Source organism: Pantoea sp. S62 (assembly GCF_016658625.1).
GTDB classification, from domain to species: Bacteria; Pseudomonadota; Gammaproteobacteria; order Enterobacterales; family Enterobacteriaceae; genus Pantoea; species Pantoea vagans.
Window position 1 is genome coordinate 395,295 of record NZ_JACVVI010000001.1, and the last position, 25,576, is coordinate 420,870.

23 protein-coding genes and 1 pseudogene are annotated in these 25,576 nt (G+C 51.9%); 8 read left to right on the forward strand and 16 right to left on the reverse strand.

Annotated elements, in window-relative coordinates; all coding sequences use genetic code 11:
* Together IBT54_RS01860 and IBT54_RS01865 are read right to left on the reverse strand one after the other, a co-directional pair.
* A complete protein-coding gene (locus IBT54_RS01860; protein WP_201251431.1) occupies positions 1 to 561 on the reverse strand; it encodes an alpha/beta hydrolase in 561 nt (186 codons plus the stop codon).
* The gene (locus IBT54_RS01865) at positions 558 to 1,352 is read right to left on the reverse strand and encodes an arylamine N-acetyltransferase (protein WP_201251432.1); all 795 of its coding nucleotides are present in this window, start codon (positions 1,350 to 1,352) and stop codon (positions 558 to 560) included. The genes IBT54_RS01860 and IBT54_RS01865 overlap by 4 nt, the downstream gene beginning before the upstream one ends.
* 489 nt (positions 1,353 to 1,841) lie before the next feature.
* On the opposite strand from IBT54_RS01865, the pseudogene IBT54_RS01870 reads away from it, so the two are divergent.
* Positions 1,842 to 2,977: pseudogene (locus IBT54_RS01870) on the forward strand (IS3 family transposase).
* Positions 2,978 to 3,111: 134 nt separating this feature from the next.
* Positions 3,112 to 3,564, forward strand: coding sequence for an acyltransferase (locus tag IBT54_RS01875; RefSeq protein ID WP_201251433.1), 453 nt, complete (start codon positions 3,112 to 3,114; stop codon positions 3,562 to 3,564).
* Between the two features lie 31 nt (positions 3,565 to 3,595).
* Here the strand turns inward: IBT54_RS01875 and IBT54_RS01880 are convergent, their stop codons facing one another.
* The 5 genes from IBT54_RS01880 to IBT54_RS01900 are packed head-to-tail and all read right to left on the reverse strand — an operon-like array spanning position 3,596 to position 8,460.
* Positions 3,596 to 5,131, reverse strand: coding sequence for an FAD-dependent oxidoreductase (locus tag IBT54_RS01880; RefSeq protein ID WP_201251434.1), 1,536 nt, complete (start codon positions 5,129 to 5,131; stop codon positions 3,596 to 3,598).
* Entirely contained in the window at positions 5,128 to 5,397 is a 270-nt protein-coding gene (locus IBT54_RS01885; protein ID WP_201251435.1) for a SemiSWEET family sugar transporter, read from the reverse strand. Before IBT54_RS01885 ends, IBT54_RS01880 begins: the two co-directional genes overlap by 4 nt.
* Before the next feature lie 6 nt (positions 5,398 to 5,403).
* On the reverse strand, positions 5,404 to 6,420 hold the full coding sequence (locus IBT54_RS01890) for a Gfo/Idh/MocA family protein (protein WP_201251436.1): 1,017 nt from the start codon (positions 6,418 to 6,420) through the stop codon (positions 5,404 to 5,406).
* The gene (locus tag IBT54_RS01895) at positions 6,417 to 7,250 is read right to left on the reverse strand and encodes an HAD-IIB family hydrolase (protein WP_201251437.1); all 834 of its coding nucleotides are present in this window, start codon (positions 7,248 to 7,250) and stop codon (positions 6,417 to 6,419) included. Before IBT54_RS01895 ends, IBT54_RS01890 begins: the two co-directional genes overlap by 4 nt.
* A complete protein-coding gene (locus IBT54_RS01900) occupies positions 7,234 to 8,460 on the reverse strand; it encodes an aminotransferase class V-fold PLP-dependent enzyme (RefSeq protein ID WP_201251438.1) in 1,227 nt (408 codons plus the stop codon). Before IBT54_RS01900 ends, IBT54_RS01895 begins: the two co-directional genes overlap by 17 nt.
* Before the next feature lie 417 nt (positions 8,461 to 8,877).
* Between IBT54_RS01900 and IBT54_RS01905 the strand changes: the two genes are divergently transcribed.
* Positions 8,878 to 9,669, forward strand: a complete 792-nt coding sequence (locus IBT54_RS01905; protein WP_201251439.1) for a TIGR01459 family HAD-type hydrolase — start codon at positions 8,878 to 8,880, stop codon at positions 9,667 to 9,669.
* A gap of 448 nt (positions 9,670 to 10,117) precedes the next feature.
* Here the strand turns inward: IBT54_RS01905 and IBT54_RS01910 are convergent, their stop codons facing one another.
* The 4 genes from IBT54_RS01910 to IBT54_RS01925 form a co-directional block, all read right to left on the reverse strand.
* Positions 10,118 to 10,660 (reverse strand): hypothetical protein, encoded by a 543-nt coding sequence (locus tag IBT54_RS01910; protein WP_201251440.1) that lies wholly within the window; start codon positions 10,658 to 10,660, stop codon positions 10,118 to 10,120.
* 352 nt (positions 10,661 to 11,012) lie between these two features.
* Positions 11,013 to 11,540, reverse strand: a complete 528-nt coding sequence (locus IBT54_RS01915) for a DUF4865 family protein (protein WP_201251441.1) — start codon at positions 11,538 to 11,540, stop codon at positions 11,013 to 11,015.
* Positions 11,537 to 11,926 carry a tautomerase family protein gene (locus IBT54_RS01920; RefSeq protein WP_061060642.1) on the reverse strand — a complete coding sequence of 130 codons (390 nt, stop codon included), beginning with the start codon at positions 11,924 to 11,926 and terminating at the stop codon, positions 11,537 to 11,539. Before IBT54_RS01920 ends, IBT54_RS01915 begins: the two co-directional genes overlap by 4 nt.
* A complete protein-coding gene (locus IBT54_RS01925; RefSeq protein WP_110332103.1) occupies positions 11,926 to 12,231 on the reverse strand; it encodes a carboxymuconolactone decarboxylase family protein in 306 nt (101 codons plus the stop codon). Before IBT54_RS01925 ends, IBT54_RS01920 begins: the two co-directional genes overlap by 1 nt.
* Before the next feature lie 96 nt (positions 12,232 to 12,327).
* Here IBT54_RS01925 and IBT54_RS01930 point away from each other — a divergent pair, with 96 nt between their 5' ends.
* Positions 12,328 to 13,209, forward strand: a complete 882-nt coding sequence (locus IBT54_RS01930; RefSeq protein WP_201251519.1) for a LysR substrate-binding domain-containing protein — start codon at positions 12,328 to 12,330, stop codon at positions 13,207 to 13,209.
* Position 13,210: 1 nt separating this feature from the next.
* Here the strand turns inward: IBT54_RS01930 and IBT54_RS01935 are convergent, their stop codons facing one another.
* Both IBT54_RS01935 and IBT54_RS01940 read right to left on the reverse strand, forming a co-directional pair.
* Positions 13,211 to 13,756, reverse strand: a complete 546-nt coding sequence (locus IBT54_RS01935) for a TetR/AcrR family transcriptional regulator (protein WP_201251442.1) — start codon at positions 13,754 to 13,756, stop codon at positions 13,211 to 13,213.
* Positions 13,757 to 14,151: 395 nt separating this feature from the next.
* Positions 14,152 to 14,700 carry a GNAT family N-acetyltransferase gene (locus tag IBT54_RS01940; protein ID WP_061060638.1) on the reverse strand — a complete coding sequence of 183 codons (549 nt, stop codon included), beginning with the start codon at positions 14,698 to 14,700 and terminating at the stop codon, positions 14,152 to 14,154.
* A gap of 272 nt (positions 14,701 to 14,972) precedes the next feature.
* Here IBT54_RS01940 and IBT54_RS01945 point away from each other — a divergent pair, with 272 nt between their 5' ends.
* Positions 14,973 to 15,590 (forward strand): pyridoxamine 5'-phosphate oxidase family protein, encoded by a 618-nt coding sequence (locus IBT54_RS01945; RefSeq protein ID WP_095707945.1) that lies wholly within the window; start codon positions 14,973 to 14,975, stop codon positions 15,588 to 15,590.
* A gap of 107 nt (positions 15,591 to 15,697) precedes the next feature.
* On the opposite strand, the gene IBT54_RS01950 is transcribed toward IBT54_RS01945, so the two are convergent.
* Entirely contained in the window at positions 15,698 to 16,090 is a 393-nt protein-coding gene (locus tag IBT54_RS01950; RefSeq protein WP_107320236.1) for a VOC family protein, read from the reverse strand.
* A gap of 276 nt (positions 16,091 to 16,366) precedes the next feature.
* Between IBT54_RS01950 and IBT54_RS01955 the strand changes: the two genes are divergently transcribed.
* Both IBT54_RS01955 and IBT54_RS01960 read left to right on the forward strand, forming a co-directional pair.
* Positions 16,367 to 17,560, forward strand: a complete 1,194-nt coding sequence (locus IBT54_RS01955; RefSeq protein WP_201251443.1) for an MFS transporter — start codon at positions 16,367 to 16,369, stop codon at positions 17,558 to 17,560.
* Between the two features lie 106 nt (positions 17,561 to 17,666).
* Positions 17,667 to 22,181 carry an ATP-dependent helicase gene (locus tag IBT54_RS01960; protein ID WP_201251444.1) on the forward strand — a complete coding sequence of 1,505 codons (4,515 nt, stop codon included), beginning with the start codon at positions 17,667 to 17,669 and terminating at the stop codon, positions 22,179 to 22,181.
* Here the strand turns inward: IBT54_RS01960 and IBT54_RS01965 are convergent.
* The gene (locus tag IBT54_RS01965; protein ID WP_201251445.1) at positions 22,165 to 23,094 is read right to left on the reverse strand and encodes a LysR family transcriptional regulator; all 930 of its coding nucleotides are present in this window, start codon (positions 23,092 to 23,094) and stop codon (positions 22,165 to 22,167) included. The two genes, IBT54_RS01960 and IBT54_RS01965, sit on opposite strands and share 17 nt — an antisense overlap.
* Positions 23,095 to 23,189: 95 nt before the next feature.
* Here IBT54_RS01965 and IBT54_RS01970 point away from each other — a divergent pair, with 95 nt between their 5' ends.
* Positions 23,190 to 24,044: an aldo/keto reductase family oxidoreductase gene (locus IBT54_RS01970; protein ID WP_201251446.1), complete on the forward strand. Its 855-nt coding sequence runs from the start codon at positions 23,190 to 23,192 to the stop codon at positions 24,042 to 24,044.
* Positions 24,045 to 24,076: 32 nt separating this feature from the next.
* On the opposite strand, the gene IBT54_RS01975 is transcribed toward IBT54_RS01970, so the two are convergent.
* Entirely contained in the window at positions 24,077 to 25,576 is a 1,500-nt protein-coding gene (locus IBT54_RS01975; RefSeq protein ID WP_201251447.1) for a carboxylesterase, read from the reverse strand.

A 25,576-nucleotide genomic window follows, 5' to 3' on the forward strand; every position in this document is an offset into this window, starting at 1 on the left:
TTAGTCCTTTTCTCTAACACTCAGTAATGCGATACCCGTGAAGTTTTCAAACAGACGCTCACCCTCCGGCCATTCACCATACCCCGCAGCCGTGTGAATGTGTCCCGCGCCGCTAAACAAGTGGGTTTTACATCTCCATTCCGCAGCCAGGGCGTGTGCGCGTGCTTCGCTAAGATGCTCGTCATTGTCACTGTGAATGAGCAGAGCGTTGTATCCCAGCGTTCCTGCGGGTAACGGGCGCTGTTGTCTGATAGGAACTATCGCTGTCTCAGCGTCTACATCTGCCGGTGCTACAAGAATCAGAGATTTAACCCTATTGCATGAATGCGTAGCAGCCCACTGTGCTACGGCAACTGCACCACAGCTGTGACCAAGCAGTACTATGTCCCCCTGCGTGCCGACAATTACTTGATTAAGTCTGTTAACCCATAGAGAACAAGGTGTATTCCAGTCATCCTGCTGAACACGCATAACATTGCTGTACTTCCTTTCCATAAATGACTGCCAGTGATCAGGGCCTGAATTTGTATATCCCGGAACAATTAGATATGTGGTAGTCATTGGCTTCTCGCATCAGTAAGTTTTTCAGGGGAAATTTTGATCCCGAACCTTGTTGACAGCAGCTGTGCCATTTCCTCCCTGTCAGTTATTTCCCTTGATAAGGTGCTTAATCCATTTACCTCGGTAAAAGTCTTGTTTCGTATGCTTATTCTGCCGTTCTCTGTTGGAAGACTTGCAACCCTGTTTGTGTTAAGCAGACTTTCTAACGAAAAGAGAGTGTAAAAATAAGCCATGTTGATATCGGCGGGGTAAGTAGCAACATCATGAAATGAATAAATGTTTTCCCAGGCCGCATCATTTTTACTGTTTTCCTTAACGGAGACTAACCAGCCAAGCTCAGGATGACGGCTAACTCTGGAGGACAAAAAAGGATGCTCATGGATGTAACCGTCAGTAAGTAACAGAGGTGCTCGTGGGCCTTTCGCACCAAAACCTACATCAAAAATCCACTTTTCTTTGTCTACAGTCACAATAAATAACTGGTGTGTTGCAGGCGTCATAAAGGGTATCAGAACCCTTGCCAGACGTGTCTCATACATAAAGCCGATATGATCAAACATCTCTTTTAGCAATATTGAAAATTCGAAGCAGATCCCACCCCTATTGTTAAATATTATTTTATCGGCAATCACGTCACGTGCTAAGTCTCCAGACGCATTATCCCGCATACTGAAGTTTTCAAACGGTACTGAAAAGAAGTGGGCCCTGTGTATAGCCGAAAGGAACGAACTATCCCGCCTTGGATTTTCTATTAAATTCAGTCGCTTTAAGTAACCAGAAATGTCCTTCATGTTGCTCTCCTTGAAACTCTCATAGAGTTTTTCATATGCCCCGCCTACACTTCGGGAGGAGATAGTAAGAGCAAAATGTGACAAAACAACATAATTATCACTGAAAAATATTAAAAACTCTTAATTATAACGCTATGATTCCTAAAAGATATGTTAAACCAGTAACCTTTAACAACTAAGTGGATGTAATTTATATATTTAATATATGTGAATATGTATATTCTTAATGGTTATAAATAAAATTCACATTGCTTTACTTCTTAATGGCCCGCCTTATAAAGTGTGTTGCGCATTTGTTATGCATACTTCATTTTTATGTTTAAAAAAGTCAGCATTTTTTTAACATAGTTGGGGTGGTGATGATTTTCGTTTCTAATCAGCAGATGGGCGGAAGTGAATCGCTGAGGGTTTAACAGACACCCCGAGTCATTCAAGATGACTTGAGGAGAAGTGCCTATGAGCTGTAAGCGTTATCCCGAAGAGTTTTAAATCGAAGCAGACAAACAGGTTGTTGATCACGGTCATTCTGTTTCCAGCATTGCAACACATCTCGATATCGCCACCCATACCCTTTACGCCTGGATAAAGAAGTACGGCCCGGACTCATCCACAAATAAAGAACAGTCAGATGCTTAGGCCGAGATCCGCCGTCTCCAGAAGGAGCTGAAACGGGTTACTGACGAACGGGACATATTAAAAAAAGCCGTTGCGTACTTTGCAAAGCTGTCCGACTGAGGTACGCCTTTATCTGTGACAACATCTGTTGCTGGCCTGTTCGTCTGCTCTGTCGGGTACTGGATGTTCATCCCACTGGCTTTTACGCCTTGCTTCAGCAGCCGCATTCTCAGCGCCATCAGGCAGATCTGAGACTGACGGAACAGATCAAACAGCTCTGGTTGTGGTCCGGTTGTGTTTATGGCTATCACAAGATTCATCTGGACCTGCGAGACAGCGGGCAATCGTGCGGATTGAACAGAGTCCAACGACTGATGAAGCGTGTCGGGGTTAAGGCTCAGGTCGGGTACCGGAGCCCGCAGGCACCTAAAGGCGAGGTCAGTATCGTGTCGCCCAGTACGCTCCAGCGACAGTTCAATACGGATGATCCAGCTGAGCGTTGGGTAACGGATATAAACCACATCAGGACCCATGAAGGGTGGCTGTATCTGGCCGTGGTTGTTGACCTGTTCTCACGTAAGTTTATCGGATGGTCAATGCATTCCCGAATAACAAAGGACATTGTTCTGAACGCACTGCTGATGGCTTTATGGCGGCGTAATCTCCAAAGACAGGTGCTGGTTCACTCGGACCAAGGCAGTCATTACACAAGCCATGAATGGCAGTCTTTCCTGAAATCACATGGCCTGAAGTGGAGTATGAGCCGTCGCGGTAACTGTCACGATAACGTGGTTCCGGAAAGCTTTTTCCAGTTACTGAAACTCGACTGGATAAAGAGAAAGATCTACGGAACGCTGGAAGAAGCCCGCATTAATATTTTAGATTACATCGAAATGTTTTATAACAGTAAGCGTCGGCATGGCCCGAGCCATCAGATGTCACCGATAGAATATGAAAACCAGTATTATCAACCGCTCGGAAGTATCTGGATTACCCGTGGCGACTCATAACCCTATGCATCGCCCATATGTGCTTAACCTGACTAGTCGGGAGAATTTTTTGAAAAGTGTAAGATGGTTTGAACCTCATTTGTTTGGCGCAACCTCAATTTGCAGGTAAAATTTTAGGTACAGGTAAGAAATTCATGAAAATAATCCAATGTAGTATACGCGATGTGAAGTATGGAAATGACGTAACGGTTATTAGTCCTGTTAATATCTATGAATGCGAACTTAAAGACAACGTTTTTATCGGTCCATTCGTAGAGATTCAAAAAGGTTGCGTTATCGGTGAGGGCACCCGAATTCAGTCCCATACTTTCCTGTGTGAAGATGTCATTATTGGTTCAAACTGTTTTGTTGGCCATAACGTTACCTTTGCAAATGATCTTTTCAGGAGTGGCGCTCCTGATCCTTCATCTTCCAGCTGGATAGTCATTACACTGGGGGATAGCGTTACTATAGGCAGCGGAGCCACCATTCTCACTTCTTTTATTGCAAGTGGATCTGTCATTGGAGCGGGGAGTGTTGTCATTAAAGATATTGAAAAGAAAGGGGTTTATGCGGGTAATCCGGCCAGATTGATACGATTGCTTTAATTGGGAATGGGCCCGGAGGCCCATAAAAGTATTAAAGATAGATTTGAGAATAAGGCAATGTTACAGCTATTTTATCTTGTTGCTCAATATCAATAGCGGTCTGATAATCAGCTGGGCTTATTTCACCTTTATTCATAAGATTAAGGAGTGATTCTTTTTCCAGGCTAGCAAGAATTCGTAATCGGGTTGTCTCGAAGTCGAAACGGTCGTCCATTCTGCCGCGTTCAGGCTTATCCGGTGAAGCTGAAAGATATCCAGGTCTTACGACACTTGAAACCAGATTCCAGTATTTGATAAATTCCTCAGACGGATCCGGTAGTATACCAGCCTCAAGCCCTATACGTATGGTTTCCAACCAGCTGTCATAGAATCTTCTAACTTGTAGATCTTTCATATTTACTGCACACCACGCTTCCATAGCTTCTTTGTCTGGCAGAGCAATTTCCCCTTCATAAAAGCCTATTACCCACTGGCTGATGATATCAAAATAAGGGAATGCCGCGCCAAAGCCAGCAGTGTCGACCGGTGGATTAATAATGGTAAGGCTTGAATCCTGAGTCCAGAAAAAATGTTCATAAAGCTGAGTACGGTCTAGTCCCTCAATGAAAGAATAATCGGGCATCTCATAGCCAGCACAGGATATAACAGCATCATATTCACCTAGAGTCGCATCGACAAATTCGATGCGCCCGTCTGACAGAATACATTCTGCCTGAGGTTTAATTTTAATCAGACCCGAAGCTATGTTGGGAATGATTTTTTCGTTTACATGAACAGCATTGTTATTGGCACAGGCTGGTAACATTCCCGACGAGCGGTACAGCTTCATATATTCTGGTAAGACATTATCCAGATACTCCAGGAAGCTGGTATAGCTCATCTGACTTAGTAGATATCTGCCAACATAGGAGTGCATCATGTCATTAGGACCATTGACAAACTGGCGAGGCAGGTAAAGACCCATCTTTTTCACTGATAACGTTACAGACTGGGCATACGGCACCAGATCTGACGCAATATCAGCTCCACTCACCCCACCGCCAACCACAAGAACGTTTTTCCCTTGGAACGCTTCAGGAACTCTATAATCCCTTGAGGTAATTATCTGTCCTTTAAAATGCTTCATTCCGGATATCTTAAGTATACGCGCCTGCCAGAGCTCACCTGTAGTAATAATTACTTTGTCGAAAATTTCTGTTTTGTGGGTTAGTCCCTCAGAAGTGCTGGTAACTGACCAGCCTTCATCTGTCTTTTTCACCTTTGTAATCAGTGTATTCAGACGGGTTGATTGCATCACCCCTTCAGATACTGCCATCTCTGACAGATAACTTCCTACCTGCTCTACGCCCAAAAAAACGTCAGAGCTTTGTTCAGACAAACAAGAATAATGAAACGTGTCGCGGGAGTTCTGCATGCGGGCATTACGGTAGGCTCCACCACTATCCGGATTCCATATGCCGCCGACACGGGATAGTTTCTCAAAAAGCGTTACTGTAATACCCCGGCGGATAGCATTGCGGGCTGATATCAGTCCTGCCGGACCCGCACCGATAATTGCGATTTTCATGGACGATCCTTCTTTCGGGACAGCAGCGTCATAATGAGCACCGGTGCAGCCAGGAACAGGGTGATAATATTTGCGGCAAGCACTGCAAAATCGGATTTCTGTAAACCGTAGATAATCCATGAAATAACACCGATGAGAAACATAATGTACATCACTACGGATATCCCCTCTGTATTCCGTGTTTTCAGCGTCTTGATACTTTGGGGGGCAAATGCGAACGTTGTAAAGAACGCAGCAAATAGGCCAATTATGAGAGTCGTGTCCATAATGAATTAAAAAGCCTCTATAACTTGTTGAATATGCAAACCTGAAGATAACCCTGCAAGCAGGGAACTTTTTGTGCCATTTTTCAGGTATTCGCACCAGTCTCTGTGCATATAGATGAATGAATCAGCCCAGTAAGGGAGTTCGCGGGGTGGATCTCTGAGCTGTTTTTCAGCAACGATGTTAACTTCTTCTGTTCCGGGACTATTAAAACTCGTGAGGAAAAGGCTGTTTTCATTTTGTGTAGAGTACCGTATTTCGCCTTTTTCAAAAATCACATGCAGATGTAATCCGAGTTTATCCGGTTCTTCTGACTTGCTGGCATGAATCTTGAAATAGGCACCCTGCTCTGACCGGCCAAACACATAGCCGTTATCATCCACCTCAACAGGTTTATCCTGTTTGAACCTTACCCGTGTACCTTTAACGGTTCTGAGGGCATTGATATCTATATGCCCTTCCCCAAGCAGACAGAACATATCAAGAAGATGACATGAAAGATCTCCCAGAGCTCCGCTGCTCTTGCTTTGCTGCGCAGAATCTCGCCAGGTAATATGATTACGCGTCAGTGCAGAGTTTTTGTTAAATTCTGCTCCAAAGTAATGCATTTCTCCGAGCCCGTTAGCGGCCCGCTTATGAATTATTGTTTCAATTACCCGGTTATAACGGTAATTGAATGAAATAACACTTACGGGAGGAGCTGCGGATATTAACCTCTCTGCAGAAGCAAGATCTGTAGAAAGAGGTTTCTCACACAAAAAGGGGATTTTTCTGTAGCTGAGTACCTGTTCAGCAAGGCTGACGTGAAGATGATTCGGTGTACAGATGATGAACCCTTCACTGATCTCAGCGAGTTGTCCGAGATGCTGGCAGCAAGTTACCGGCAGTGAGGCAGACTCGCTGAGCTCGTGCATATTTTCTTCGTTAATATCGTAAAAAGCCAGGCCAGTTACGTGTTTGTTTAACGACAGTGCTCTGACGTGCGCATGAGCTATACCTCCACAGCCAACAATGCCGATAATCATGATAATTCTCCCTGAAGGACGCTGAGAATGCCGTGGCAATAAGCCTTTTCAAGACTGCTCCCGTGTTGCTCCACCGCGAATCTGTCAGCGTTAGCTACCAGGTAGCCTTTGCCAGCCTGGGCAAACATGGCAAAGTCATTTGCACTGTCACCAAAAGCAATGACTGATTCCTTGGGTAACGACGTTTCTTCCATAAGGAAAAGCACTGCCTGATCTTTGCCGCAGCAAAGAGGAATAAATTCCACGTCGTAACAGTTTGCCGGATCACCGGCTGCCGGATTGCACTTTGTGAAAATCGCACGAATGCTATATTGCTCGGCCAGGTCACTGATAGACTCGAAATCGCGCTTCATCTGATCACTAACGGGGTAGTAAAAACTCATCTTGTATGGCCCCTGATAATCATCGGGCTGCTTTTCCAGTGGAATACCTTCACCTAACAGGATATCTACTATGCGGCTGACATTTTCAGCGCGATAGCCTGAGCGCTCAATGCGCTCAGCCCACGACGTCGAAGGGCTGAGTTCGCCGTCTTTCACCCAGTAGAATTCCGTACCTAGGCTGCAGCACACAAAATGCGGGCTCCGGGATATATAGCCAAGGGCCTTACGAAGCGCTGATCGCAGATTTGTGCCTGTAACCCATCCGAGAAGAAGACCTTTTTCCTCCCCGGATAAGCACATGAAAGCCTCGAGTTCAGAGACTCCACCATGAATTTTATTATCGTCGGAGTAGGGGATATAAGTTTCGTCCAAATCGCAGCATACGACTGTGTTAATAACGGCAGGCAGAGAAAACTCAGGCGGCAGGATTTTATCTGAAGAATGCATGAAGAACCTCTGATACACGGTCCTGTTCTCTGAAGGACATGTGATTATGTAAAGGGATATGAATTAGCGCAGCATGTACCTGTTCTGACGGACGAAATTGCGATTTATCCGGATATTTTCGGGCAAGATCGTGAACGCCAGAATGCGAAAGAACGGGATAGTAAATATCAAATTCCACGCCATTCTTTTGAGCAAAGGAAATAAGTTCATCGCGGTTTCCATTTTGAAGGTAGACCGGATAGAGGTGCCAGGTGTTTTCAATCAGCTCTGAGGGGAGATCAACATGTGCTGAGAGGTCTTTCAACAATAGATGATAGCGGGCAGCCAATAAACACCGTTTGGCTGAGTTTATTTCGAAATGCCCTAACTTTACGCTCAGTGTGGCGGCCTGCAAGTTATCCATCCGGCTGTTCAGGCCCCAGTCCTGCGATTTGATATTCTTTTTTCCTTCTGCAAATCCGTGATAAGAATATTGTCTGGCTAGCTGAGCCAGCGCTGGCGAACGCGTGATGATTGCACCTGATTTTCCGAATGAACCAATATTCTTGAAAGGGTTAAAACTCAGGGCCATAACGTCGCAGTAGTCCATTACGGATTTGATACCGAAACACTGTGCTGCATCTATAACTACGGGTATATCCGCTTCTCTAGATTTTAAATAAACCTCACGCATGTTTTTGTTTGAGCCGTAAAGACATACAGGCAGTATAGCTTTGGTCTGTTTGTTCCGGAGTCGGTCAATTTCAGACGGATTGATATTATAGGACCGATCAATATTTGCAAAAACCGGAGTAGCACCGATCGCCAGTACAGCATTTTCTGTCGCGGCAAAAGAATTAAGCGGAAGTATAACTTCGTCCCCCGGACCAACCCCAACGGACTTCAGCGCGATTTTTATTGCGTCAGTCCCGCTTGCTGTGGCAACACAGGTATGGGCTTCATACAGCTCTTTTAATTTATTTTCAACCTGACCAATGTATGGTCCGCTTGTAAAACAACCGCTGCTGATAACCTCACCAATAATCTCCAGACAACCCTTACGCTCTGAAGCGTTATTCAGTCTTGAAAGAGGAAGAAAAGAAACCTGTGAGGAACCGTCATCTTCGGTTTGTGAGTTTATTGCAGCACATACCTCCCTGAAACACTCATAGATTTCAGATTCTTCTGATAGGCTAAAAAAATCCATGTTAAATGAGGTTATTTCTTGCATTGATTACTCCAGTTTTAGGCACAGTAAAATTTCCGACATTAAGCACCAAAAACCTCGAAAATCCATTAGGTATTTTAGTGATTCTCGTCACAATACTTTATTTGTGATCCAAAAAATTACTTTCTGGAAATTTATGTAAAAGATCTCTAAAAACAGTTTATCTTTTAAAAATAATTATAAAACTATATATATCAACATGATAAAGATTATCAACCTTACCTTTGATAATTTTTAGTTAAATATTATTTAATCTTAGATGGGTGGTTATATTACCACCGCTCTTTCTTTATTTCTGTATAAATAAAGATTTTTAAAGTATAAGGTGGCGTCTAGGTTTATGATTCTATGCCTGCGTGAAGTTACCGGATCAGCAGTGAAACTGACCGGCTAGGCTTCGTATAAAGAGGTAAGGTCTAAATGTTAAAATTGAAATCACTGCAGGAATTACCGGTCTTCAGCCTGTATTTTGTAGATATCTGGGGCGTACTGTATGACGGAGAAAATAAGACGCCTATTGCAGATAAGCTTCTGGAGGCACTCAGCTCCAAAGGAAGAATTATGCTTATCAGCAATTCCTCCAGGTCTGAGAATGAGGTGCTCAGCCTGCTTCAGGAAAAGGAAATCAATACTGATTTTGTTGACAGGATTATAACTTCAGGAAGCCTTATTAAAGATGATATTACCAGTTGCCTCAGCAACGCCGGCACGCGTTACTATCTGATCGGAACGGTTGGTGCATGCGTATGGCTGGAAGATATTAGGGCCATGTCAGTATCCAGTCCTCACAGATGTCAGATAGCGATTGCTGCCAATCATATATTTGAAAGTGACAATGAGCTTGACGAAATCATAGGATGCTTATTAAAAAATGGTACGACCATTTATTCGACTAATCCAGACCGTTTTGTGAACATTAATGGCAATCTTCAGAAGGCCGCAGGATATTTTTGTGCCAGAGCCCGTCAGGCTGGAGTAAAGGTAATTGAATACGGAAAGCCTAACGCCGAAATTTTCAGGAAAGGACTTGAAGCTGCGGGCTGCTCTCCGTCTGACGCCTGCATGATTGGCGATTCTCTTGAGACAGATATTGCAGGGGCTAAAAATTCAGGCATCAAATCTGTTCTTATAGAAGGTGGCGGAGGGCTGACTCATACAGAAGACGAAATATTTCAAGCTGGCCCCGACTTTATTATCAACGTCGGCTATTAAGAGCTTAACTTCGTTGAAAACAGCCTGCCTTTCTCCTGATTCTTAATGTGGATCTTACAACGCAGGTAATGCAGGTTTTGATCATTTGGCGGTAAACCCGCTGATTTACCGCCAAATACATGTTCTCCTGCAGCAAGCGCCTTTGTTAAAGTGGTAATTGCATATTAACATTGAAATAAGCTATGCATTTTGGCAGAAAGGAAGGTTACTTGGCTACGGCTGATGACCTGTAATCCCTCTGATTTAATTGCCCGTTACTCGGACAGCCGTATGACCCGTCCCTGAGTAAAGGGCAGACACCGGGCTGAAGCCTTTTTCAGTTGGTCAGCTTTTTCTTGATCATAATCGCTGTCCCAGGGCACAAAGCGGAGCATATTTCGGTAAGGTTCCCTTACCGACTCGGGACACAGAAGCTTAACGTTGTTGAATGAATAAACCATAATCCCCTTCACGCTGAAGATTTTTTCCCCCGCGATCCTGACTCTGTGCCATTCATCATTACTGAAATTCCAGGCCGGTATATTGGCATTATCAATCTAAAAACGCCGGGTTTTCCAGTCCGAAATACCTGCCAGCGCCAATGTTTTATCAACCAGCACCGGGAAAAAGGACGGTACGTACATCTGGTCAGAAGGGACCAGAGTATAACGGTAATGATCCCGAACTTTATCATCCAGCCACTGTTTCTGACAGCTGGATCGGTCATCACATACACCGTACCCGGAAACAGCATCAGCATTTCCAGACCTGATACCAGCACGGACACTTTCAGCATCATTGCGATACTTTCCCCGGCCGCTTTCTGGTCTATCCAGCCGACAACAGTGGGGAGACCGAAAGTGAAAAAGAGGGTGATAACCAGAAGCTGCAGTGCGGGGCTGCCGACGTAAAGCATGAGGGCCGTCCTGATACGGACTCTGGCAGGCTGATATTGCTGGGCAATTCTCACGGCCTTTCTAAGAAACAGATAGTTGATCAGAGACACAGACATTACTGCCCCGAGCAGGCATGCCCAGCCTATAAGCGCTTCATGATTCGTGTATCTGACTGAAATAACGGCCCAGCCAAAAAAACAGAAAACCGCTACAGGAACAGAAAACAATGCGGACAGTGCTATTCTGCCTTTTATATCCGTGTAGTTAGGAAGTCTTAACGCACTTCTGGGCACAGAGATGGTGAAGATCACTGAGGGCAGAAAGAAATAGCGGCAAAAGCGGCCAACGTCAGCATCATAAAGATGAACACGAAATTAAAAAGGCCTGAAACCGAGAGTTTTTTTGACCTGCGCATTGAGATTGAGGCCATTTTTGCCCTCTGAATGGCAATCCGCATCAAGACCGCTGCTACAGCTGCAGATCTGAAGCGGCAGCGCCTCGCGCCAGATAACCGATGCGATAGACCTCCGGGCCGGACGCCGGTCGCTGCTGTGATGCGTTAACCGTTAATCCCTGCCAGCGTGTCACATCCCAGGCGCTGAAGCCTGTTGGTATAGGCAGTGCTGCAAGGTTCGCATGCGGAGGAATCGTCCAGCGGTTCAGCGTCATAAAACGGGCTTCAGCCAGATCAGTGATGAGAGTCTGTTCCTCAAACGCCAGCCAGCTTTCGATGATCGGCCAGCCAAAATCCCTCACCAGCGCCGCAAAACCCGGGCTTTGCAGGAATCGCTGCATGCCACTCGCCTCCCGCCAGAAATAGAGCGGTGCATAGCGATGTTCATTGATTCCCCCATCCTCGCGGCAGGCGTAAAGATACGCTTTTGCCACCAGCCCCGGAAAGCCATCCAGCCGGGCACCGTTAAGCCTGATGCGCTGTTCAATGATGCCCATGTCGTAGTCCGCAGGCAGCGTAAAGCGATAATGCATGATAATCATAACGCCGCCTGTGCCAGCATCTGGCCGCCGCTAAAGCTCCACTCGTCGCTGCTGTTAAACTGAATGATGATCATCACATCATCAGGATCGATTGCCATCTCTGTCTGAAGCGCCGCGCAAAGTGCGTGATAGAAGCGTTGCTTCTGTTGCCGGGAACGCGGGCGGCCTGCCGTTATCTGAAACAGCATGAAATTTTCGCTGCGCCCGCCGCTGAGATAATGGCGATCAAACACACGCTGAGGGACAGGCAGCATCTCGATGACCTGAAAGCAGTCCTGCTCGGGCACATCAAATTCTGCGACCAGCGCCTGCTGAAGCAGCGTGGAGAGCAGATGCAGATCCGCATCGCTGTAACCTTGCCGCAAGGTGATCCGGGTGAAGGGCATCAGTGATTATCCTCCAGATAGCTCAGCGCAGTCACGGCAGCGGGCCAGCCTGCATAAAACGCCAGATGCGTGAAGCTCTCCACCAGTTCATCCTGCGTCAGTCCATTTTGCCGGGCGTAATTAATGTGCCATGGCAGCTGCTGGACGCGCCCCAGCGCAGTTAAGGTTGCTAGCGTCAGCAGGCTGCGCTCACGCGGTGACAGCAGACCGCGCTGCCAGATATCATCAAATAGCACCTGCTGCGTCAGTTCTGCCAGTTTTGGCGCGCGCTGCGCCAGTGTTTCCCGATCCAGTGATTTTTTCATTGCACACTCCTCGTTGGTCAGAGAGAGTGTCACTCAGCTCGTTAATCCTGAAAATCAAATTAATCAGCATCTAACATCCCAATTTTAAGGACAATGATGAACAAAGTACCGGAATCGCTCGACATGGATGCGCTGCGCAGTTTCGTGGCGGGCATTGATGCAGGCAGCTTTGCTCTTGCGGCACAGCACCTCTGCCGATCAACCTCAGCCGTCAGTGCGCAGCTTAAAAAACTGGAGCAGCAATGCGGTACCGCGCTGGTGATGAAAAAAGGGCGGCATCTGCAATTGACCCGCAGTGGCGAGCAGTTGATGAGTTACGCCAGACGTCTGCTGTCACTGAACGATGAGACTTTGCGGGCAGTAAAAGGCGAAGCGTTGCAGGGCGAAATTCGTATCGGCATGCAGGAGGATTTTGGCGAGGCGCTGATGCCTGCCATTCTCGGCGCGTTTAACCGGCAGCATCCGGACGTGATGCTGACCGCTCGCGTTGACAGAAATCTGGCGTTATTAACGGCACTGGCGCGTCATGAGCTGGATTTAGCGCTGCTGTGGCAGGCAGAACAGCAGGCTGGCACGCTGCTAATTGGACAATGCCCGTTAGTCTGGATACAGCATCCGTCGTTTGATCTGGCGGGATTTCTGCAGCGTGGCGAGCCGCTGCCGCTGGTGGCGTTTGATGCGCCTTGTGTGATGAGATCCCTCGCCACCGGCGCGCTGGATAAGGCGGGCATTCCGTGGCGCGTGGTGTTTACCAGCCACAGTCTGAGTGGCATCTGGGCCGCGCTACAGGCCGGGCTGGGGATCACCCTGCGCACCCGCGCGGGATTGCCGGAGGGGCTGGTGGCAGAATCACAGCGACTGCCGCAGCCGGGCCATCTGGGTATTGTGCTGGCCCGATCAGACCAGAGTGATGATCCCGCGCGTACGCTGTTGCAGCACCTGATCACCGAAGCTGCCCTGCCCTATGTTCAGTGCTGAATTAAAATGCCTGCTTAATCAGTAACAAACAGTATTCCGCTGAAACGTCGCGATCGCCAAACAATATGTGGAACATCACGGGCGCGACAGCGACATCCACGAGACGATCAACGTCAAAACCCGCTTCCCCGCGCGCGATGGCCCGGTTGTTCAGGGTTTCAAGATGCTGATAAGTGAATACACAGCATTTATGGCTGGCCTCTTCAGCATGACTGCCAATCACATCGGCAAGCAGCTCACGGCCCACTTTTGAAGACATCTCTTCAGCATACTGCTGAATGAACGCGGTAAGATCGCCGATCATTGAGCCGGTATCTTCCGGATCGGCAATCGGACGCATCCTCGCCACGGCAACATCCGCCAGCAACTGGGCCAGATCGCCCCAGCGTCGATAAATCGTGGACGGCGTTACGCCTGCCTGTTCGGCAATCATCGGTACGGTAATGGCGGAACGATCCAGTGTTTCCAGCAGCCGGTTAACGGTGTCATGCACTTCCGCCTGAATACGGGCGCTGCGCCCGCCCTGACGAATCATCTCCCTTGCCATCTCGTTCTCCTGCTTTTATCTGCCTCAACGTTTTGGTTAACGCAACGATGTTGCATTAACAGATAGCGGCAGTGTACCGCATCTCAGGCTGAGTAGGCGCTAAAGTGTGCGATCGGGCGTGTGACAATCAGGGCTGAAGTTTACTCAGGCCCGCTTTGACCGGTTCTCCGCTGAAATGAGACGAACGGTTATCTGATGCGCCTATCCACAACAAACTGACTGCCATTACCGCTGAAATAAAAATCGTACGAATATCCATAAATCCTCCCCTGAGTAAGGCGGTTAAGGTAATCCAGTCAGCAGGGAATTAATCGCGGGATAAGAGAGGGTTTCTCAGAGGTTTAAGACTGTAAGAGGACGCAGACAACGCTGCGCCCGACTCGCAAAGTGGAAAATCAGACGTTAAGCGCGTTGCCAGCGTCAAGCCATTCCCGGCGGCTCAGGGCATACATCAGGCTGGGAGGCAGCCCTTCGAGATCGTTAACCTTTTTCAAGAACGTTAAGCCTGCTTTTTCCAGCACCCGGCGCGAAGCCAGATGGTTTTCACGCACCACGCCTGTGATGACGCTGAGTCCGGCCTCCTCAAATCCGTAGCGAATGGCTCTGCGTGAAAGCTCAGTGGCATATCCTTTTCCCCACGCATCTGGCTCAAACCGGTAGCCGAGATTATTGGTCTGACGGCCGTCAAACTGGCTTCTGAAGACGCCACCAAAGCCGATAATTTTTTCCGGATGTGCTTTCTCGAATATTGTCCAGTCGCCGAACCCCTGATCCCGGTAACTATCCTGTATACGCTCCATCGCCTGAACAGCATATTCCCTGTCAGGCCACGGGCCTCGCGGGTTAAATTTATGCGTTTCCGGGTCGCCATAAATTCTGAACAGGTCGTCAAGATCCTCACGAAGGGTAAATCTGTAGAGCAACCGCTCTGATTCCCAAACCATCCTTTGCTCCTTATGGGTTTTGATCAGGTTAATCCTTTATATCAGCAGGGTGTTCTGATACCAACACCTGGGTTTTACAGGTCAGGCATGGTAATCCCTTCCTGTTTAAGTGGGATTCACGGATCATAGTGAATAGTGATCACAAAGGACGGTGCAGTGTCTCTGACTCTGCAGCTATTGGTGTTAGAGTCCTGCTTAAACCTGCGCGTCGGTTCTTTGGCGTCTTGCCGTCAGCGCCCTGAAGATCTGATCAATGAAAGGAAAGTGCAAACATGGCTGAACAGAGCAGCATAGTGACGGAACTGACCGAACTTGAACGTCTTTATGGCACTGTCGCCCGGCCTTCTGTGGCTAAGGTGACCGATCATATTCATCCCGCCTATCGTCCGTTTATAGCCGCCTCGCCTTTTGTGGCGCTGGCAACATCGGGACCGGAGGGACTGGATGTTTCACCGCGCGGCGATCCGGCCGGATTTATCGAAATCGAAGATGATAAAACTCTGCTGTTGCCGGACAGACGCGGCAATAATCGCATCGACAGCCTGCGCAACATTCTGCAGGACAATCGGGTCGCGCTGCTTTTTCTCATTCCTGGCATTGGCGAGACGCTACGCGTTAACGGTACGGCGGCGATCAGCACCGACCCGGCGCTGCTTGAACGCTTTGCTGTCAATAATCAGCTGCCAAAAACCGTGCTCTGCATCCACGTGGAAAGCGTTTTCTTTCAGTGCAGCCGGGCGATTATCCGCTCCGGGTTATGGAACGCTGAAACGCAGATTGCGCGGCAGTCGCTGCCCAGCACCGGCTCGATTCTTAAACAGATTGCGGAAATCGATGGCGATGCCTACGACAAAGCGCTGCCAGAGCGATTGAAAAACTCGCTTTACTAAGCTCCTGCGAGTTGCACTTCAGGCAGCGTGCTGAAGAGGGAAGTGCTTATACTTTCGGGCCGCAGATGATCATGCACCTGCGGTCGGAGCCTTGCGAGAGTGTTATGTTAAGCAATGCTTTCCAGTATCTGCTTCGCCTGAAGGTAGTCGTATGAGGTCACTTCAATCTTATTATCACTGAGATCGCTGAAATAGACTGACATCGACACGTCGTGATCACTGACGCTGAAAGGGATTTTATTCTTACTGAGTACAGGCAGGAGTTCGGTAAAGGATGACGCTGCCACCCCGAAAGCCACTGTATGGCCCGGATGCTGAGATTTTCTCTGGAAAAGGGAAAGTGATGCTCTGTTATTCCTGATGACAAGTGGCCCGCCCTGCTCAAACCAGAAGTAAAGTGCATCGTCGCGGGAAAAGCCCAGAATTTCGCTATACCATTGTTCTGCCTGCCCAATATCTTCTACATACAGATGGATATGATCAATTTCCGCTATCTCCATAGTCTTTCTCCCTGATGATTATTTGCTGAGATACCTGAAAGAGAATTGTAGATAAATAACCCGCAAAGCACCTGAACTTCTGTCAGGAGCGCAGAGATTGGGCGGTAAAATTGTTTTCATGTTCAGGGCAAACAGTGTGCCCTGCACTGCAGGGTTAAAAGCTTTCATGCAACCCTCATCCCCACCGCAATAAACGTTAAAGCAAAGATATTGCATTAAGCTCAGAATCACCGTATACCTTATTAAAAGCTAATCCTTTGCATTAAGGTGACTCCCATGAACCCTACCCTGACACCGCAGGCGGCTACCCGCACCACGCTTTTTAGCTTTACCGGTGCGGCTCTGATCTCAGCCACCAGCAGCGCGCCAACGCCGCTCTACCCGCTCTATCACAGCCTGTTTCATCTGACGCCGACCATGCTGACGCTGATCTTTGGTGCCTATGCTTTCGCGTTGCTGGCCGCGCTGCTGACGGTGGGTAAAGTGTCGGACTATACCGGCCGACGTCCGCTGATGCTGCTGGCCCTGGCGATTAACGTGGTCGCGCTGGTAATCTTTATGGTGGCCAGTTCGGCTTCGACCTTGATTGCCGCCCGACTGGTACAGGGCTTTGCTACGGGTATTGCACTGCCGACCTTCGGTGCCAGCCTGATTGACGCCAGTAAAACGCGTGGACCCCTGCTGAATTCGTTCACCGCGTTTCTCGGGATGACGCTTGGCACGCTGACAGGTGGCTTTCTGGTCAGCTTTGCGCCGTTTCCTACAGTCACGATTTACGCACTGCTGATGGTGCTGATGATAGTCGCGATGGCGCTTCTGCCCCTGATACCTGAAACGATTGCACCTCAGCCGGGTGTACTGGCCGCGCTGCGGCCTCAGGTGAGCATTCCGCGACGCGCACTGGGCCCGTTGCTGAAGGTGACGCCGGTAAACATCGCAACATGGATGCTGGGCGGATTTTATCTGTCACTGATGCCCACGATGGTGGCAAATGCAACCGGCCTGACGTCGCCGTTTATCGCCGGCTCGATTGTGGCAACGCTGATGCTTAGTGCAACGGCAGCCGTATTACTCTTTCGTCCGTTGCCGCCCGCGCGGGCGTTGGTTATTGGTACGCTGATGCTGATGGCGGGTGTCAGCGTCACACTGACAGGCCTTTCTATGCACAGCGTGGCCCTGCTCTATCTCGGCACCGCCATTGCGGGTCAGGGGTTTGGATCGATTTTCTCCAGCGTGCTGAAGATCATCATGCCGTTAGCGGAGAGTCATGAGCGCGCCGGGTTGTTCTCCGCCTTTTTGATCAAAAGCTATCTCGCCTTTGCCCTGCCCGCGATTGCGGCTGGTATTGCCGCACCCCATATCGGGCTGACCCAGACCGCCTGGTTCTATGGCATGACCCTTATTGTGCTGGCGCTGGTGTCACTCCTGGCGGTCAGAGGTCGCGCGTTAGCCGGCACGGCCTGCTCTTAAACTCCGCTGACGCGGCCAGAGATCGGCCGCGTCATCCATAAACGGCAATTTTCACTTACACTCAACGGATTAATTTCAGGCGCAATCTCTGCGTGATGCCGTGAGTATGATGTCGAAATCCCAATCTGATACGGTCCTATCCCGGTTTTCACCCGCCACCCGACGCTGGTTTTCTGCCGCCTTTGCTGCACCGACGCCGGTGCAAAAGGCGGCCTGGCAGGCTATTGCCAGCGGAGAGCATGCGCTGGTGATTGCGCCTACCGGTTCCGGGAAAACGCTGGCGGCCTTTCTCACCGCCATCGACACGCTGTTTCAGGTCAGAACTGACCAGCCTGCTCCCACACGCGAAACGACCACCCGCATTCTCTATATTTCCCCCATCAAAGCGCTGGCAGCCGACGTGCAGCGCAACCTGAGTCTGCCGCTGGCAGGCGTCTACGCCGAACGGCAGGTGCTGAATGAACCTGAGATCGCGCTGAATATCGGCATGCGCTCCGGCGATACCCCCACCGCAGAGCGCGCCAGGTTGTTGCGTCGTCCGCCCGATATCCTGATTACTACGCCTGAATCGCTGTTTCTGATGCTGACCTCCAAAGCACGCACCACGCTTCAGGGCATCACCACGGTGATTGTCGATGAGGTGCATGCGGTGGCGGGTTCAAAGCGCGGTTCCCAGCTGGCGCTGAGCCTGGAGCGGCTGGATGCGCTGCTGCCACAGCCCGCCCAGCGCATCGGGCTTTCCGCCACGGTGCGACCGGTTGAACGGGTAGCGGCCTTTCTCGGCGGCTGTCAGCCGGTTCAGGTGGTAAATCCGGCCGCCGATCGCACACTGCACCTGACGATCGAAGTGCCGGTTGAGGATATGACCGATATTGCCAGCGCCGATGACCTGACTGGTGAAGCGAGCACTGCAAGCGGATCGATCTGGCCACATATCGAGGCGCGCATTCTGCAGCAGGTAATGGCCCATCGCGCCACGTTGGTGTTTGTGAATTCGCGTGGTCTGGCAGAAAAGCTGACGGCGCGGCTCAATGCGCGTTATCTGGCGCAGCAGATCCCTGCTGAAAATCAGGATGAAGAGCGCGCCGACGATCTGATTGCCCGCTCCCACCACGGTTCCGTTTCGAAAGAACAGCGCGGTGAGATCGAAGCTGCCCTGAAGCAGGGCAGTCTGCGCTGCGTGGTGGCGACCTCCAGTCTGGAACTGGGCATTGATATGGGGCCGGTGGATCTGGTGATCCAGGTGGGCGCTCCGCTGTCAGTCGCCAGCGCCCTGCAGCGTGTGGGTCGCGCCGGACATCAGGTCGGCGGCATCTCCACTGGCATCCTGTATCCCCGCACCCGGCGCGATCTGCTGGATTCGGCCGTGATATTACAGTCGATGCGGGCGGGTCACCTCGATGCGCTGGCTCCGCCCCGTAACCCGCTCGATATTCTGGCGCAGCAGACGCTGGCCGCCGTGGCAATGGATCCTCTGCAGGCTGACGACTGGTATGCACAGGTCTGCCGGGCCGATCCATTCCGCACTCTCTCGCGTCGGCTGTTTGATGCCACACTTGATATGCTGGCGGGTAAGTTTCCGTCAGATGATTTTGCTCAGCTGCGGCCACAGCTGGTATGGGATCGCCAGAGCGGACTGCTGACGGCGCGACCCGGCGCTCAGAATCTGGCCGTGACCAGCGGTGGCACCATTCCCGATCGCGGCATGTTCAGCGTCATCCTGCCCGAAGGCGAAGAGCAGGCGGGCTCTCGTCGGGTCGGCGAACTGGATGAAGAGATGGTCTATGAATCGCGGGTCAACGACATCATTACTCTGGGTGCAACGTCGTGGCGCATTCAGCAGATCACGCACGATCAGGTGCTGGTGGTGCCCGCGCCAGGCCGTCCGGCTCGTCTGCCCTTCTGGCGCGGTGAGGGCGTTGGCCGTTCTGCCGATTCAGGTGCCAGCCTCGGGCTGTTTCTGCGTAACCTGAACAGTGCTTCACCGGATGATGCGCAACAACAGCTGCACGCGTTGGGGCTGGATACCCATGCCGTGACAAATCTGCTGGCTTTACTGGCTGAACAGCGTGTCGCGACTGGCGTACTACCGGACGATCGCACATTGCTGATTGAACGCTGCCGGGACGAAACTGGTGACTGGCGGGTGATCCTGCACTCGCCGTGGGGAAAACGGGTTAATGCGCCCTGGGCGCTGGCGATTTCTGCCCGGATCCAGCACCGCATGGGGATTGATGCTTCCGTCGCAGCCAGCGATGACGGCATCGTAGCCCGCTTTCCCGCCAGCGAAGGGCATCTGCCCGGCGCTGACCTGTTTATGTTCGACGCCGACCAGCTCACTCAGGACGTTACGGAGAGTGTCGGGCAATCGGCACTGTTCGCCGCCCGCTTCCGGGAGTGTGCCTCACGCGCGCTGCTGCTGCCGAGGCGCAATCCAGGTAAGCGCTCACCACTCTGGCAGCAGCGGCTGCGCGCCGGTCAGTTGCTGGACGTCGCCCGGCAGTATGATGATTTCCCCATCCTGATCGAAACCGCACGCGAATGCCTGCAGGATGTCTACGATCTTCCTGCTCTGCACCAGCTGATGGAACAGCTGGCACAGGGAAACGTAAAGCCGGTCGAGGTGACGACCGAACAGCCCTCGCCTTTCGCCGCCTCGCTGTTGTTTGGCTATATCGCAGAATTTATCTACGCCAGCGATGCCCCACAGGCTGAACGACGTGCCTCACTGCTGGCCCTCGACAGCAATCTGCTGGGTGAACTGCTCGGCCAGACCAGCAAGCGTGATTTGCTGGCACCTGACGTGGTTGAGCAGGTCGGCCAGGAACTGCAGCGCATTGATTCCCGCTATCAGGCACAACACACCGAAGGCATCATCGATCTGCTGCGTGACCTCGGCCCGCTCTCCGTTGCCGGTATTTCGGCGCGGTTCAGTGGCAATGACTCGCAAATCGCAGAAGCCGTCGCGTTATTTTCTCATGCCCGGCGAATAATTCCGGTGAAGCTCGCGGGCGAAGATCGCTGGGCAGTTGTTGAAGATGCGTCTCGCCTCCGCGATGCGCTGGGCACTGAGCTGCCTGACGATCTGCCCGACACATTTCTGGAGCCGCAGACCGATCCACTACGCGATCTGGTGAACCGCTACGTCCGCACCCATACGCTATTCACCGCCCGACAGCTGGCGACCCATTTCGGTCTGGGCGTGGCTGTCGTGAATGCGGTGCTGCTATCCCTGTATCAACAGGGCAGCCTGCTGAACACAGGTGCGGCAGCGGGCACATCGGAAACGGAGTGGGTTTCCTCAGAGATCTTCAAACGCTTGCGCTTACGTTCACTGCAATCAGCGCGCGAAGCAACCCGGCCGGTTTCACCCGCCGCCTGGGTCAGCCTGCTGCTGGCGCGGCACGGCCTGCTTAACCACGCGCATCAGGGTGTCAGCGGGCTGGTGCGGGTGATAGAGCAACTGGCGGGCGTGCCGTTACCCGCCTCGCTGTGGGAGTCACAAATCCTGCGCGCCAGAATAGCCGACTATCAGCCTGCAATGCTCGATGAATTGTTAGCCAGTGGCGAGGTGATCTGGTGCGGACATAAAGCGCTGGGACAGAATGATGGTCTGATCTCGCTTCACCTGGCAGAATTCGCCGCTGAGACGCTGCCGGAGGCTGACGCCACCCCTCTTACGCCGATCCAGCAGGCGACACTAGATGCACTGAGCCGCGGCGGCGCGTGGTTTGTTCATGAGATTATGGCGCAAATGGAGCAGCCGGAGGCACAACCCACCAACATCCATGACGCCCTGTGGCAACTGGTGTGGCGGGGCTATGTCACGGCAGATAGCTGGATTGCGGTACGTGGGCTGCTGAGCACGCCAGGCGTGACCCGTTCACGTCCGGCACGCACTCTGCGCACCCGCTTTGGACAGCGCTTTACGCCTGGCGCATTGCCCGCACGCCGTCCAGCGGTCAACACGCTGGCCGGGCGCTGGTCACAGATTAACCGGCAGGAGATTGTGCCTGCCCAACTGGCTCTTTCGCTGGCAGAAAATCTGCTCGATCGTTATGGGGTGATTACGCGAGGCAGTGCAGTTTCAGAGCAGATCCCCGGTGGATTTCCGGCGTTACAGCCCGTACTGCGCAGCATGGAAGATGCCGGGCGACTGCTGCGCGGACAGTTTGTCGCCGGGTCCGGCGGTGCCCAGTTTGCTGACCATCAGACCATTGAGCAGCTGCGGGCGCTGGCCGAAGCGCCAACCGATGCCACTGAGGCAGTGACGCTGGCTGCACTCGATCCCGCGAATCCGTTTGGCGCGATGCTGAGCTGGCCAGTTCATGCCAGCGGTATACGCCCCACGCGTCGCCAGGGTGCGCGGGTCGTGATCGCAGGCGGCGCGCTGATGCTCTTTCTGACACCGGGAGGAAAAGAGTTGCTGACGTTCAGCGATGACCCTGAACAGCTTGAGACCGCAGTCGCGGCGCTGGGCGTGGCGCTGAAACGTGAAAAGCCCGCGAGTTTTACTCTGGAGACGGTAGATGGTGAAGCGGTGTCGCAGTCACCGCTGCTTAACGCATTGCGACACGCCGGTTTTTCACGGGTGCCGCAGGGATTCAGCTGGTATAGCTGACAGGTTTTTCGCGCGCATTTATTTCGCGCACAAAATCGATAAACGCCTGAAGCGGAGCCGGAATCAGACGGCGATCGTTGTAGTAAAGCCACGGGCCGGAAAAGGTCAGCCACCAGGGTTGCAGCAGCGGTTCCAGTTTGCCACTGTCCAGGGCCGGTCTGAGCCACTCATCAAACAGATAGATCACCCCGCTTCCGGCAATCGCAGCATCTACAGCCAGATCCATTGCCCCGCCGACGGTCACTACCAGCGGCCCGCCGGTTTCAACGCTGATCTCTTCTCCGTCGCAGCTGAATGTCCAGTCAGCCATGATGCCGCTGGCATAACGGCCACGCAGACAGCGATGATGGATCAGATCGCGCGGGTGATCGGGTCGGCCATGTTCCGCAAGATAAGCCGGAGACGCGGCCAGCGCGAACCGCTGCTGCCGGGGGCCAATGGGCATCGCCACCATATCCTGCTCCAGCCGCTCATCATAGCGAATTCCGGCGTCGCAGCCGTCACGAAAGACATCCTGCACGCTGCTCTCAGCCACGATTTCCAGCCGGATATCAGGATAGCGCCGCAGAAATTCCGGCACCAGCCCGGGCAATACCAGCCGGGTGGTACTGACCGGAACATTCAGCCGCAGCGTGCCGCCTGGCGTGTTGCGATAGCGATTAACCGCATCCAGCGCGGCATTAACTTCATTCATGGCGGGCAACAGACGTTCCATCAGCGCCCTGCCCGCTTCAGTCAGTACTACCGTGCGTGTCGTCCGGTGAAACAGTCGGATACCCAGTTGCTGTTCTGCCCGCCGCACCGCATCGCTCAGGCGTGACGCGTTGCTGCCTGTAATACGCGCGGCTTCCCGGAATCCTCCCGCTTTCGCCACTGCCACGATAGCATCCAGCAGCGCCATATCGATCGCCATTGTGCATCACCCCGTACAGTTTGTCCTGATTTCACCGGATAGTTGCACAGCTGAATCACCGTTACAATTAATCTACATTTACGCAGGAGGTTTTCATGTCAGATATCACCATGACTTATCCGTTAGGCGATCGTGAAGTTAACCGCCTCGGCTACGGCGCAATGCAGCTGGCCGGGCCAGGCGTATTCGGGCCGGTAAAAGATAAAGCCCGGGCAATTCAGGTTTTGCGCGACGCCATCGCGGCAGGCGTCAATCATATCGACACCAGCGACTTTTATGGCCCGCACGAAACCAATCAGTTAATCAAAAAGGCGCTCCATCCCTATCCACAGGATCTGACAATTGTGACCAAGGTGGGTGCCCGCCGCGATGCTAAAGGCGGCTGGCTGGCGGCGATGGAACCTGAAGCGCTGACTCAGGCGGTGGAAGATAACCTGCGCAATCTGGGGCTGGACGTGATTGAAGTGGTGAACCTGCGCAGTATGCTACATCCGGCGAAGCCGAAAGAGGGCTCTCTGGCACCCCAGCTGGAGGCGCTGCTGACATTACAGGCGCGCGGGCTGATTCGGCATATTGGCCTGAGCAACGTCACCGCCACGCAGATCGCTGAAGCCCAGGCGATGACACCCATTGTCTGCGTGCAGAATATGTATAACCTGGCGCATCGACAGGATGATGAGCTGGTGGATCAGCTGGCGCAGCAGGGCATCGCTTACGTGCCGTTTTTCCCGCTGGGCGGCTTTTCGCCATTACAGTCGGATCAGCTTAATGACGTTGCTGCGTCCCTGAATGTGACGCCGATGCAGGTGGCGCTGGCTTGGCTGCTGAGGCGCTCGCCCAATATTCTGTTGATTCCCGGCACGTCCTCACCGGAACACCTCAAAGAGAATCTGGCCAGTGGCAGCCTGCACCTGTCGGATGAGGTAATGGAAAAGCTGAACGCGATATAAACCCAGGCCCGCATCATGCGGGCCTGGTTGATTTAGAAACTGCTGAGGCAGGTCGCCAGTTGCGGCTTGTCACTGCAACCGATGTGGTGATCGATTCTGTTAATCATGTAAGGATAAAACGGGTTAGAGGTCGCGCGCATAATCGAGTCCAGCCCCACAATCAGCACCGCACTCTCGCCTCGCAGTGACAACGTACCAAAACTGATACCAAATTCATTCTTCTTCGCAGGTGCACTGCCGTAGAGACCATCCTCAGCCGGGAACGGGATCGCCACATGCGACAGCGAGTAAAGCCCGGCCGGATAGTTGATGGCCAGTGGCTGGATTCGCTCCTTAATCTCACCGGCAGGCACGCTTTTGGTCACCATTTCCAGCGACGTGGCGGCAGCATTGGTGATCACCGTGGAAGAATAATGCCGACGGGCAGCGGGTAAGAGCTGATTCACTGCCGTGTATGAGGAGTGACGGAATAACGGGCTGACGCTGACAGCCTGATTGATATCGAACAACACCAGCTCACTGCCGTTTTCTGGCAGATAATTGTATAACGAGCGAATCACTGACGGCGTGCTGACGGTAGAGTCCATGACCGACTGAAAAGTCAGTACTGGCGGGAACCCGGACAATTGCTGATTACGCGTGTAGTGCTGGATCTCTTTCTGTAGCGCCTGCGTCAGCAGATAGGTCTGCCGGGCAGCGTGCACCGGAAAAGAGTTGTATTTAAACGGATTAAACTCCGGCACGATATTCAGCCAGGCTGTTTTCGAGAAGGCCGGGAAAACAGAGGGCAGTCCCGCAAGCCCGGCAAACCGCGCAAAACGAGTGACACCGATCATCGGTGATAACAGAATCAGCTGCTGCGGACGACGCAACGTGGCGTCGCCCAGGCTGTCGAGCGCATATTTTACCGCCAGCGCCCCGCCGTTAGAGAATCCTACCAGATGCAGCGGCGTCCGGGTGCCCGCCAGACGGGTTGCTTCGCGCACCGCTAAGCGTGTAGCCGCCATCCAGTCCTGCCAGTCCACATCAGTCAGGCCCGCAGGTACTGTGCCGTGACCCGGTAACCTGATTGCTACAGCCACATAACCCTGCTGGCGATAGATTTCTGCGATATGACGCAGGCTGTAAGGACTGTCGGTCAGACCATGCAGTAAAACGACTGCACCAAGCGGCGTGCCCGCCGGAAGCAGAATATAGGAACGGTTCCAGTCCTGTGCAAAATGACCCGGATAGATCAGACTGCCGGAAAAATATCGGTTGAGCGGGGTTTTCTCATCCGCATCCAGTTTGTCAGTGACCTGCTGCTTCATCTCATAAAAAAGATGATTTTCAGCATTAAGATAATCGGTGTAACCCGCTTTATCGAGCTGTTCAACTGTCAGCTCATGCGGAATCCAGGTGTGCCAGCGATGTAATTCCGGGCCACGTTCCGCCTCATAGATGCGAATGATCAGTAGCAGCAGTAATACTAAACCCACAACAAGCGTTGAATGCCAGAGTCTGCGCGCAACAGTTTTCAACTTCCGGGTCAT